This window comes from Chromobacterium sp. Ag138 (assembly GCF_055181315.1).
In genome coordinates this window covers 600214-613609 of the sequence record NZ_JBUPWA010000001.1, presented here as the reverse complement: position 1 = coordinate 613609, position 13396 = coordinate 600214, and the positions used below count along the sequence as shown (strand labels likewise).

General features: G+C 69.1%; 1 protein-coding gene. It reads left to right on the top strand.

The genetic code is table 11. The features are described 5' to 3' along the window. Window positions 1–74: 74 nt before the first annotated feature. Window positions 75–13394, top strand: coding sequence for an SDR family NAD(P)-dependent oxidoreductase (locus ACY3GB_RS02690; RefSeq protein ID WP_463087372.1), 13320 nt, complete (start codon window positions 75–77; stop codon window positions 13392–13394). The last annotated feature ends 2 nt before the right edge of the window (window positions 13395–13396 follow it).

Sequence of the window (13396 nt, the reverse complement as noted above, 5' to 3'; positions counted from 1 at the left end):
CCGCCAGCGCGGCGCGCGCGAGTGCGATCCATGACAGCGCGGCGGCTGCGGCCGCGCGGAGAAAGAGACGAGAGATGATGGATTTTATCGAGTACGTGGCGAGCGAATTGAAAGAAGGGCGCCTGTCCCGCGACAACGCCTTCGGCCTGATCCGGCAGTACGCCGGCCAGCGCGGCGCGGGGCGTCAGGACGGCGCGCGCCACCCGCTGCTGCAGCACAATATTTCCGATCTTTACCACCAGCGCTACGGCTCGTCCTTCGACGGTGGAGAATTCTTCCTGGCCGACCATCGGGTGGCGGTGCAGACTGGCGAGCCCATCCGGGTATTGCCCGCGGTCGCCTACCTGGAAATGGCTCGCGCAGCCGTGGTGGACGCTTCGCCGGAACGCCAGGCATCCGACGCGCTGCGCCTCGACGACGTGGTATGGCTGCAGCCGGTGGTGGCGGACGGCCGCGTCGATGTGCTGCTGGAGCTGTCGGCCGACGAGGGCGGTAGCATCGCGTTCGAGGTGCTGAGCGTGCCCGGCGGCGGCGGGGAGTCATCGCCGCACTGCCGCGGCACGGCCAGGCCGTCGCCAGACGAACCGGCGGGCAAGCTGGATCTGGCGGAGCTTCAGGCGCGCATGATGGTCGGCCGGCTGGACGCGAACGAGTTGTATGCCGCCTATCACGCGATGGGCATGCGTTTCGGCCCGGCCCACCGGCCGGTGGACTGGGTGCTGCGCGGCGATGGCGAAGTCCTGGCCTGCCTCAGCCTGCCGGCCGCGGTGGGCGACACGCTGGGCGCGTTCCGGCTGCATCCCAGCCTGCTGGACGGCGCGCTGCAAGCTGCCATGGGCTTGCTGGCCGACCCGTCCGCCGCGCCGGACGAGCCTTCGCTGCCGTTCGCGCTGGACAGCCTGACCGTTTACGCCGGCTGCGCGCGGCGCATGTTCGCCTGGGTGCGCCGCTGTCCGGGCGAGCCCGGCGGCGATCTGACCGCGCGGCTGGACATCGACCTTTGCGACGAAGATGGCAGGGTATGCGCCGCGCTGCGCGGTTTTTGCTCGCGGCCGTTGCAAAACGGCTCGGCCGACGAGCTGGTGATCGCCAAGCCGGTCTGGCGCGAAGCGGTGGCGTCCGGCAGCCATCAGGGCCGCCGCCATGTGTTGTTGTGCGGCGTGGCAGATGGGCAGGCCGATGCGCTGCGGAGGGCGTTGCCGGACGCGTCCATCGAATGCCTGCCTTGGCTGGGCGAAGACGCGGCCAGCAGCTACGAGGCCGCCGCGCTGGCCTGCCTGCGCGCGATCCAGCGGCTGTCCTCCGAAGAAGAAGGAGTCCTGTTGCAACTGGCGGTTGCCGATGAGCTGCACGCTGGTTTGTCCGGCCTGCTGCGCACCGCCGCCCTGGAGCGCCCGCGGCTGCGCGCGCAATTGCTGTTGCTTGAGCCGGATTGCGGCGCGGAGACGCTGGCCGAGCGACTGCAGGCGGAGTCCGGCGCCGACGCGCTGGTCGATTATCGCGACGGCACGCGCAAGACGCGCGGCTGGGCGGCGCTGCCGGCGGACCAGCGCGCGCCGCTGGCGTACAAAGAAGACGGCGTCTACCTGATCACCGGGGGGCTGGGCGGCATCGGAGGGTTGTTCGCCGCCGACATCCTGACTCAGGCATCGCGCGCCCGCGTGGTGCTGGCCGGCCGGGCCGCTGGCGGGGAGGGCACCCAGGCCCGGCTTGACGAGATCGCGCCCGACCCCGCGGCGCGGGAACGGCTGCACTATCGGCAGCTGGATCTGGCCGACCGCAAGGCGGCGGCTCGCGCGGTGGCCGATATCGCATCCGCTCACGGCGGCCTGAACGGCGTGCTGCATTGCGCCGGCATGGTCAGGGACAAGCTGCTGGCGGGCAAGGATGAAGCGGAATTCCGCAGCGTGCTCGCGCCAAAGGTGGCCGGCACCATCAATCTGGACCTGGCCTGCGCCGATTCGCCGCTGGATTTCTTTGCCTTGTTCTCATCCGGCGCATCCGTGCTGGGCAATCCGGGACAGGGCGATTACGCGGCGGCAAACGGTTTTCTCGACGCTTTCGCCGCGCACCGCGAGCAATTGGCGGAGCAAGGCTTGCGCCAGGGCCGCGCGCTGGCCGTCAATTGGCCGTTGTGGCGCGACGGCGGCATGGGCATGCCCGAGAGCCAGCTTGCCGCGATGTTAGAATCCACCGGCATGCGGGCGCTGCAGACGGAAAGCGGCATGTCCGCCTTCCGCATCAGCCTGGCGTCCGGCGTCTCCCAGACCGTGGTGGTAGAGGGCGATGGCCGCCGCATCCGCCAGGTTTTGTTCGACGCGCCGGCATCCGCCGCATTGGAGCCGATTGAAGAGTCGATGCCGGCCATCGGCGGCGGCGGTCTGGCCGACAAAACCCGCGACTACTTGCGCCGCCAGTTCGCGGCGCTGTTCAAGCTGGCGCACCACAAGATAGACGCGCGCGCGCCGCTGGAAAAATACGGCATAGACTCCATCCTGGCGATGGACCTGACCAGGCAACTGGAAAAGACCTTCGGCCCGCTGTCCAAGACGCTGTTTTTCGAATATCAGTCCATAGAGGAGCTGACCGGCTATTTCCTGCGCGCGCATGCGGATAAGCTGGACGGCCTGTTCGCTGGCGAGGCGCCGCAAACCGCCACGAAGCGACAGCCTCCCGCCGCTCCGCGTCCAGCCGCGCGCGCAATGCGGCCTTTGGCCAAGCCGGCAGCCGCGCCCGCCCTGTGCCGCGACGAGCCCATCGCCATCGTCGGGCTCAGCGGCCGCTATCCGCAGGCCATGGATGTGGACGCCTTCTGGCAAAAGCTGCGCGACGGCGAGGACTGCGTCACCGAGGTGCCGCGCGAGCGCTGGGACTGGCGCGAGTATTACAGCGAAGACCGAACCAAACCGGGCGCGCACTACAGCAAATGGGGCGGCTTCATCGAGGGCGTAGACGAATTCGACCCGCTGTTCTTCAACATCCCGCCGGTAGACGCGGAATACCTGGATCCTCAGGAGAGATTGTTTCTGCAGCACGCCTGGATGGCGGTGGAGGACGCCGGCTACAGCCGAGCCGCATTGCAGATTCCGCGCGACGGCGATCTGCCAGGGCAGGTGGGCGTCTATGTCGGCGTGATGTACGGCGAGTACCAGCTGTTCGGCGCCGAAGCCAGTCTGGACGGGGAGCGAGTGGGCGTGCCGGTCAGCTACGCCAGCATCGCCAACCGGGTGTCCTATCTGCTCAACCTGCATGGTCCCAGCATGACGCTGGACAGCATGTGCTCGTCGTCGCTGACCGCCATCCATCTGGCCTGCCAGGACCTGAAAAGCGGCCGCGCCGAGCTGGCCATCGCCGGCGGCGTCAATGTCACGATACACCCCAACAAGTACCTGATTCTCAGCGCTGGCCAGTATATTTCCAGCGATGGCCATTGCCAGAGCTTCGGCGAGGGCGGGGACGGCTATATTCCCGGCGAGGGCGTCGGCGCGGTGGTGCTCAAGCGCCTGTCGGACGCCGAGCGCGACGGAAACGTCATCTACGGCGTGATCCGCGGCAGCGCGTTGAATCACGGCGGCAAGACCAACGGCTATTCGGTGCCGAATCCCCGGGCCCAGGCCAGCGTGATCCGCCAGGCTTTGAAGGACGCCGGCGTCGAGGCCCGCCATGTAGGCTATATCGAGGCGCATGGAACCGGCACCAAGCTGGGCGATCCGATAGAGATCGCCGCGTTGACCGAGGTGTTCCGCGAATCCACCGATCGTCGCCAATTCTGCGCGATCGGCTCGGCCAAATCCAATATCGGCCACTGCGAATCGGCGGCCGGCATCGCCGGCCTGACCAAGGTGCTGCTGCAGATGAGGCACCGCAGCCTGGTGCCTTCGCTGCACTCCGCCCGGCTGAATCCGCACATCGATTTCGCATCCACGCCTTTCATCGTCAACCAGACCTTGCGGCCATGGGACGCGCCTGAGGAAAACGGCCGCTCGCTGCCCCGCATCGCGGGTATTTCCTCGTTCGGCGCCGGCGGCTCCAACGCCCATCTGATCGTGGCGGAGTATATCCAGCCGGCCTTTGCCGGCGAGCAGGCTGGGCCGGCCATCGTGCCGCTGTCGGCGCGCACCGGCCAGCAGCTGGCGCAAAAAGCGAGCGATCTGCTGGCCTATTTGCGCCGTCAAGAGCATGAGCCGTCGCTGTCGGCGCTGAGCCATACGCTGCAAGTCGGCCGCGAGGCGATGGACGCGCGCGCGGCTTTTGTCGTCGACAGCCTCCCCCAGCTGACGGAACGGCTGGAGGCCTTCTGTCGCGGCGAGGCGGAGATCGAGGCTTGCTTCCGCGGCGACGCCGGGCGGGATGGCGACGAGTTCGCGTCGCTGGTCCGCGACGAGGACATGCGCGAAACCGTGGAGCGCTGGATCGCGCGCGGCAAGCTGGAGCGGCTGGCCGAGATGTGGACGCGTGGACTGGAGCTGGATTGGAGCCGCTTGCGCAGCGGCGGGGCGGGCAGATTGATCTCTCTGCCGGCTTACCCCTTCGCCCGCGAGCGCTACTGGATCGCCGACCGGCGCAAGGCGCGCAAAGCCGGGGCCGCCGCCGCCGCGCTGCATCCCTTGCTGCATGAAAACGCATCGGACCTCGCGCGGCAGCGCTACGTTTCCCGTTTTGACGGCGGCGAATTCTTTTTCGCCGACCACAAGCTCGATATGGCCGGCGAGCGCCGGGGCGTGCTGCCGGCCGCTGCCTTTCTGGAAATGGTCCGCGCGGCGGCGGAGCTGGCCATGCCGGCCGAAGCCAGGCCGGCAGCCTGGCGGCTGGACAGCGTGGCGTGGCTGCGTCCGCTGACGGCCGCGCAGGCCGGAGAAGTCCATGTCGCGCTGACGCCGCGCGCGGATGGCGGCATAGGCTTCGAAGTGCTGGCGAACGGCGAAGACGAGCCGTTCTGCCTGGGCGAGGCGACGCCGTTGGCCTCGGCCGCCGGCCCGATGCTGGATCTGGAGGCGCTGCGTGGCGCAATGGGCGCCGGCGAAATGAAGGCAGCGGAGCTGTATCGGGTTTTCGAATCCATGGGCATGCATTACGGGCCGGGCTTCCGCGGCGTGGCCGAGCTGTTTCCGGGAGAGGGGCAGGCGCTGGCCAGGCTGGCGCTGCCTGGCATGGCCAATGGCTACGCGCTGCATCCCGGGATGCTGGACAGCGCCTTGCAGGCCTCAGCCGCCCTGGCCGGCGGGGCTTTGCCGGACACGCCGGCAGTGCCGTTCGCGCTGGGATCGATAACGGCATTCGCACCGTGCCAGGCCGAGATGCATGCCTGGCTGCGCCGGGACGATTCAGGCCGGATAGACATCGATCTGTGCGACCCGTCCGGCCGGGTCTGCGTGCAACTGCGAGGGCTTGAGGTGCGCGAGCTGCGCGCTGAGGGCGGGCGCGACGGGGTACTGATGGCCGAGCCGGCATGGGAGGCGTTGCCGGGTCCCGCCGCAGCGCAAGCGGCGGATGCGGGCCGGCGCCGCGCGGCGCTGTTGCTTGGCATCGACGGCATGGAGCGCGACGCGCTGCGCCGGGCCTTGTCCGAAGTGGATGTCGAAATCCTGGATTTGCCCGACGCGGCCAAGCCGGCCGAACGCTTCCAGGCGGCGGCGCTGGCGACGCTGAAACGATTGCATGCGCTGTTCGCTGGCGGACAAGCCCCCGTTTCGCTGCAAGTGGCGGTCGCATGCGGCGAAGACGAGCTGTTGGCCGGGCTGAGCGGCATGCTGGACAGCGTCCGCCAGGAACGGCCTAACTTGCGCGTCCAGCTGCTGCTGACGGACGCGGCGCGCGACGCGGCGGTTTTGGCCGACCAATTGAATGCCGCCGCGAACCTGCCGTCGGAAACGCTGCTGAAATTCCAGGACGGCCAGGCCTCCGTCCAGCGCTGGCGCGAGCTTGCCGCGCCGCAAGATGCGCCTGTTTTCCGCGATGGCGGCGTCTATCTGATCACCGGCGGCCTTGGCGGGCTGGGCCGCGTGTTCGCGCGCGCCATTCTGGAGCGGACCCGCGACGCCGTCGTGGTGCTGAGCGGCCGCGCGCCGGCAGGAAGCGAGCAGGACCAAGCCTTGCGGGAGCTGGCCGGGCAGGCTGGCGCGGCAGTCGGACGGCTGGCGTATCGCCGCGTGGACCTGGCGGATGCCGCGGATGTGGCGGAACTGGTTTCCGGCATCGTTTCGCAGTTCGGCGGCCTGAGCGGGGTGTTGCACAGCGCCGGCATGACCGCAGACGGACTGCTGGCCGGCAAGGATGCCGCCGGTTTCGCCAAGGTGCTGGCGCCCAAAACGGCGGGCGCGGTCAATCTGGATTTGGCCACTCTCGACATCGGGCTGGACTTCTTCGCGCTGTTCTCCTCGCTGGCCGGCGCTTACGGCAATGCGGGGCAAGCCGACTACGCCGCCGCCAACGCCTTCATGGACCGTTACGCCGAGCATCGCGCGCGGCTGGCGAAGGCAGGCCTGCGCGCGGGCCGCAGCCTGTCCATCGCCTGGCCCTTGTGGCTGGAGGGCGGCATGCGCCTGGACGAGGGCCAGGCGGCAAGCCTGGAGCAGGCCTCCGGCATGCGTCCGCTGGAGACGGCGAACGGCGTCGCCGCGCTGGAAGCGGCATTGGCGTCGGGGGCGGCGCGGGTGGCGGTGGCGCAAGGCGATCTGCCCAAGCTGCGCCGCGCGCTGCTGGAGGCGCGCGCCCAAGCCGAGCCGGCGGCTTCCGTTGCGGAAGGGGCAGGCGGGGAAGCCTTGCGCGACGGCGCGCGCCGTTGGCTGGCCGGCGAGTTCGCCGCGTTGCTGAAGCTGCCTTCAAGGGAGGTGGATGTCCGGGCTCCGCTGGACAAGTATGGGATGGACTCGGTGCTGGCGATGAAATTCACTCAGCAGCTGGAGTGCCATTTCGGCGCCTTGCCCAAGACGCTGTTGTTCGAGTACCAGACGCTGGACGCTTTGGCCGGCCATCTGGCGCGCCAATATCCCGGCGCTGTCGCGGCCATGGCGGGGTCGGGCCAGCATGCCGCCCAGCCTGAACCGTCGCGGCCGCCGCAAGCTGCGCGCTGGCTGCCGGGCGCATCCCGCTTCACCGCGCCGCCGGCCGCCGGCCGCGACGAGGTGGCCATCATCGGCTTGGCCGGCCGATATCCGCGCGCCGCGAACCCGGCGGAATTCTGGGCCAATCTGCGCGATGGCGTGGATTGCATAGGCGAAGTGCCGGCCGAGCGCTGGGACCACGCGCGCTTCTTCGATCCGCGCCGCAACCAGCCGGGCAAGACCTACAGCAAGTGGGGCGGCTTCCTCGATGGCGTGGATCGTTTCGATCCGCTGTTCTTCAGCATTTCGCCCAAGGAAGCGCAGCTGATGGACCCGCAGGAGCGTTTGTTCCTGGAGACCGCCTGGGAGGCGATGGAAGATGCCGGCTACGGCAAGACCGGTTTCGCCGGCCGCCGCGTCGGCGTCTATGTCGGCGCGATGTGGGGCCAATACGAGCTATACGGCGTCAACGCGCCGCAGGACGGGGTGCCCAGCTCCTCGTTCGCATCCATCGCCAACCGGGTGTCGTACTTCTTCGATTTCCATGGCCCCAGCCTGGCGCTGGACACCATGTGCTCGTCGTCGCTGACCGCCATTCACCTGGCTTGCGAGGCCTTGCGCGGCGGAGAGGCCGACGTCGCCATCGCCGGCGGCGTCAATGTCTCCATCCATCCCAACAAATACCTGAATCTGAGTCAGGGAAACTTCTCATCCAGCGACGGCCGCTGCCGCAGTTTCGGCGCCGGCGGCGACGGCTACGTGCCGGGCGAGGGCGTGGGCGCGGTGGTGCTCAAGCCCTTGTCGCGCGCGCTGGCGGACGGCGACCAGGTGTACGGCATCGTCAAGGCCAGCGCGGTCAACCACGGCGGCAAGACCAATGGCTACACCGTGCCCAATCCCTCGGCGCAGGCCGAAGTGATCCGCGCGGCGCTGGACAAGGCCGGCGTGGACGCCGCCGCCATCGGCTACGTGGAGACGCACGGCACCGGCACCTCGCTGGGCGATCCGATCGAGATCGCCGGCCTGGCGCGCGCGTTCGGCGACGGCCTGGAAGCCCAGTCCTGCCCGATAGGCTCGGTGAAGTCCAATATTGGCCACCTGGAGTCGGCGGCCGGCATCGCCGCGCTGACCAAGGTGCTGCTGCAGATCCGCCATGGCCAGCTGGCGCCGTCGCTGCATGCCGACACCCTGAATCCGCTCATTGATTTCAATGCCTCCCCGTTCCGGGTGCAGACCGCGTCTGCGGATTGGCCGCGGCGGAACGGACAAGCACGCCGCGCCTGCGTCAGCTCCTTCGGGGCGGGCGGCTCCAACGCCCACTTGGTGATAGAGGAATGCCTGGCCGCGCGGCCGCCGGCGACAGCCGACCAGCCGGAAATCTTCCTGCTCTCCGCGCGCAGCCGAGCCGCGTTGCGAGTCTACGCCGAGCGCATGCTGGCCTTCGCGGCGACGGACCAATCGGCAGCCTGGGCCGATATCGCGTACACCTCGCAGCTAGGACGCGAGCCGTTGCCTGAGCGGCTGGCGGTCATCGCCGCCAGCCGGGACGAATGGCGGGACAAGCTTGCGCGTTGGCTGCGGGGCGAAGGCGAGGCGGCGCATGAAGGCAATGTCCGCGATGGCGGAAACGGCGCGGCGCTGCTGACCGACGGCGAGGCGGGCGCGGCCTTCCTCGACGTAGCGCTGAGGCAGCGAGACCTGGATCGGTTGGCGAGGTTGTGGATCGCCGGCGCGGACATCGCCTGGGCGCGGCTGCATGCGTCGGGCCGCCGCGTCTCGCTTCCATTTTATCCATTTGAAAGGGAGCGCTACTGGCTGGCGGCGGCTTTGCCCGCCGACGCGCCGCAGGCCGCGCGGATGCCGGAGCTGGCGTTGCGCCGCTATGGTCCGGTTTGGCGAGATCAGCCGCTGGCCGGAGGAGAGTGGAGCGGCGCGATCCTGTTGCTGGGCGCCGAAGCCGCCCTGGCGGATGCGTTGAAAAACGCCGGGGCGCAGGTCGCTTCAGCGACCGCCGCCAGCGAGTATCGCCGCGCAGAGGCGGGTTGTTATGAGCTGGACATGGCCAGCGACGCCGATTTCGACCGCCTGTTGGACGATCTGGAGCAGGACGGACTGGGGCCGCGCGCGGTGTTGCATCTCAGCGCGGAAGGCGAAATCACCGCGCAGCTGGATGGCGGCGTGCATGCGCTGCATAGCCTGTGCCGGGCGCAATTGCGACGCAAGAACGCCGGCGCGCTGCGCATCCTGGCCGCGGCGCGGGGAGCTTTGCCTGCCCATGCCGCCTTGGCCGGCTATCTGCGCAGCCTGACGCTGGAAGCGCCGCGCGTCGCCGGACGCGTGATCGGGACGGAAGCCGCCGCGGCCAGCGATGAGCTGGCCGCCATCGCGCTCGCCGAGCTGGGCGATGCCGACTGGCGCGGGGAGGAAGTGCGTTACGGGGCGCAAGCGCGCCGCCAGGTCCGCGCCATCGAGCGCTGCGATGACGCCGATTTCGTGGCTGGCCGCACCGGCGTGTGCATCCGCCAGGGCGGGGCCTATCTGATCACCGGCGGGCTGGGCGGACTCGGGTATCTGCTGGCCGAGCATCTGGCGCGAGAGTACGGCGCCAAACTGGCGCTCAGCGGCCGCTCCGCGGCGGATGAAAAAACCGAACGCAGGCTGGCGCATCTGCGCGCCTGGGGCGGCGAGGCTGTCTATCTGCAGACGGACGTGGCCGATCGCGGCCAGGCGGACGCGCTGGTGGCGGAGATCCTGACCCGCTTCGGCAGGCTGGATGGCGTGATCCACAGCGCCGGCGCGCATCGGGATGCCTACGCGGTCAACAAGCCGCGCGAAGAGATGGATGCGGTGCTTGCCGCCAAAGTATTGGGAACCGTCCACCTCGATCGGGCGACGCGCGACCTGGACCTGGATTTGTTCGTCTTGTTCTCGTCCATCGCCGGCGTGGCCGGCAATGCCGGACAATGCGACTACGCCTATGCCAACCGCTTTCTCGATGCTTACGCCGAAACGCGGGCCGCGCGCTCGTCCGGCCGGACCTTGTCGATAGATTGGCCGTTCTGGGCCGATGGCGGCATGCGCATCGCCAACGCCGATCTCGAGCTGCTGCGCGAGCGGGCCGGCATCCACCCGCTGCCGACTGCCTTGGGCCTGCGCTGCTGGGATGATTTCCTGGCGTCGGGGCTGACGCAGGGCATCGCGCTGTACGGCGAGGCCGAGCGCTTGGACGCCAATCTGGCTTCGCGGCCGCATGCTGCGGCGGCGAAGCCGGCCGCGGCAAGCGCGGATCTGGGGCAGGAGGCGGTGGAGGCGTACCTGAAACGCCTGTTGAGCGGAGAAATCCGCTTGCCGGAGGATAGGATAGACTCTGACGAGCGTTTCGACGCCTACGGCCTGGATTCGGTGATGGTGAATCGCCTGAACGCCGAGCTGGAGCGCGACCTGGGCGTGCTGCCGAAAACCCTGTTCTATGAATGCGCGACGGTGGCGGAACTGGCCGGCTACCTGCGCAGGGAAGCCGCGCCGGCCCTGTCGGCCTTGCTGGCGGCGCCGATGGCGCCCGCTGGCGGAGCCGGGTCCGCCGAAGCCGCGTGGACCGTGGGTTTGGCTGTCGCATCGGCTGTCGCGCCGATGGAAAGCGGCGAAAAAATCGCAATCGTGGGCATCCATGGCCGCTTCCCCGGAGCGGATGATCTGGATAGCTTCTGGAGCCACTTGCAGGCCGGGCGCGACCTGATCTCGCCAGTGCCGGCGGCGCGCTGGGACGCCGAAGCCTGGGCCGAGGGCGAGCAGGGCATCTATTGCCGCTGGGGCGGCTTTCTCGACGGCGTCGACCAGTTCGACGCGCCGTTCTTCGGCATCCCGGATGACGACGCCAGGCTGATGGACCCGCAGGAGAGACTATTCCTGCAGTCGGCATGGAGCGCGCTGGAGGACGCCGGTTATACCCGGGACAGTCTGCGCAGGCGTCATCCCAAAGGCCGAGGAGCGGATGTCGGGGTGTTCTGCGGCGTCACCACCAACAGCTACCAGATGCTGGCGCCGGACGAATGGCGCCGCGGAAACATGGCGTCCCCGGCTTCGATGCCGTGGTCGATCGCCAACCGCGTGTCCTATGTTTTCGACTTCAACGGTCCGAGCATGCCGGTGGACACCGCTTGCTCGTCGTCGCTGGTGGCGATGCACCTGGCTTGCGAAAGCCTGCGCCGGGGCGAATGCCAGGCGGCGGTGGCCGGGGGGGTCAACCTTTACCTGCATCCGTCCAAGTATTACTCGCTGTGCGGCCGCGGCATGCTGGCGCGCGGCGCGCATTGCCGCAGTTTCGGCGCCGGCGACGATGGTTTCGTGCCCGGCGAGGGCGTCGGCGCCGTGGTGCTGAAGCCGCTGTCGCGCGCGCTCGCAGACGGCGATCATATTCACGGCGTGATCGCCGCCAGCGGCTACGAGCACAGCGGGCGAGGCAACGGCTACGCCGCGCCCAACCCCGGCGCGCAAGCGGCGCTGATCGGCCGCACGCTAGCCCAGGCCGGCCTGAGTCCGGAGGCGATGGGCTATGTCGAGGGGCACGGCACCGGCACCCAGCTGGGCGACAGCCTGGAGGTGGCATCCCTGAGCCAGGCCTTCCGCGCCGGCACCGATAAAAAGCAGTACTGCCCGATCGGATCGGTGAAATCCAATATCGGCCACGCGGAGTCGGCGGCCGGCATGGGCGGCGTGGCCAAGATCCTGCTGCAGCTGCGCCATCGGCAGATCGCGCCGACGCTGCACGCCCGAGAGGCGAATCCCAACATCGACTTTGCCGCTTCGCCGTTCTATCTGCAGCACGAGCTGGCCGATTGGAAGGCGGTCGACGGCCAGCCGCGCCGGGCGATGATCAACTCTTTCGGCGCCGGCGGCGTCAACGCCTGCCTGATTCTGGAAGAGCACCTGCCGCCGATCGGGCGGAGCCGCGAGGCGTTGAAACTGTTCCCGCTGTCCGCGCGCGACGGGGACCGATTGCGCGAGCAGGCCGCCAGGCTGGCCGAGCGCGTGGCCGGGGACCAGGCCATAGACCTGGACGCGCTGGCCTGGACGCTGCAGACCGGCCGCGAGGCGATGGAGCAACGGTTGGCCATCGCCGCGGACGACCGCGCCAGCCTGCTGGACGCGCTGCGGCAGGCGGCCGCCGGCGAAACCGCTCCAGTCATGGCGGAGGGCAGGGTGGAGCCGCATCAGCGGCGCAAGAAGCTGGCGGACGAAGAGCTGGTTCGTCTGCGCGCGCTGCGCGACGCGGGGGAGACGCTGGAAATCGCCCGCGCCTGGGTGGCCGGCCAGGCGCTGGATTGGCCGCTGCTGCACCAGGGCGAACCGCCTGCGCGGCTGCCGTTGCCGGCTTATCCCTTCGCCAAGCTGCGCTACTGGGTGTCCGACGCCGCGCCTTCGCAGCCCGAAATGCGCTCGCAGCCGGCCGCGCCGGCTCCGCGCCTGCATCCGCTGGTGGCGGAGAACGCCTCCACGCTCAAGGAAGTGGCGTTTTCGTCCAGCTTGTCCGGCGACGGTTTCTACGCCCGCGACCACCGCATCAACGGCCAGCGGCTGTTCCCCGGCGCGGGTTTCCTGGAACTGGCCTGCGTGGCCGGCTCCATCGCCGGCGAGCGGCCGGTGGCGGGGCTGGAAGACGTGGTGTGGAACCAGCCGCTGCGGCTGGACGCCGGCCGCAGCCAGCTGGTGAAGACCGTCTTGCGCGGCGGAGAAGATGGCGCGGATTGCCTGATCGTGTCCTTCGACGAGGACAACGAGCGCGTGGTGCATGCCGAGGCCCGTCTGATCTATGGCCGGGCAAGCCATGGCGAGGCGGCGGAGCCCATCCGGCTGGACGATCTGAAAGCCAGGGCTACGCAGACGAAGTCCGGCCCCGATTGCTACGCCGAGCTGGCGAAGCTGGGCTTCCATTACGGGCCCTGCTTCCAGACCATCCAGGAACTGCACATCGGCGAGGGCTACGCGCTGTCGCGGCTCAAGCTAGCCGACAGCTGCCTGGCCGATTTCGACCAGTATTCGCTGCATCCCAGCTTGGTGGACGGCGCGCTGCAAACGGTGCTGGGCGTCGCGGGGCAGGGCGCAAGCGCCGCGCCGCACCTGCCGTTCGCGCTGGGCGGCGTCCAGCTGCTGGGCCGTTTGCCGCCGGAATGCTACGCATGCGCGTGGCTGTGCGAATCTGCGCATGGCCGTCCCTCCGACCTTAAGCAGTTCGATATTCTGCTGCTCAATCAAAACGGCGAACCGCTGCTCCGGCTGAACAGGCTGTATGCGCGGGCTTTCGCCGGAGAGGCCGGCTCCATGGGGGATGCGCGGCTGCAGCACGCCGACTGAGG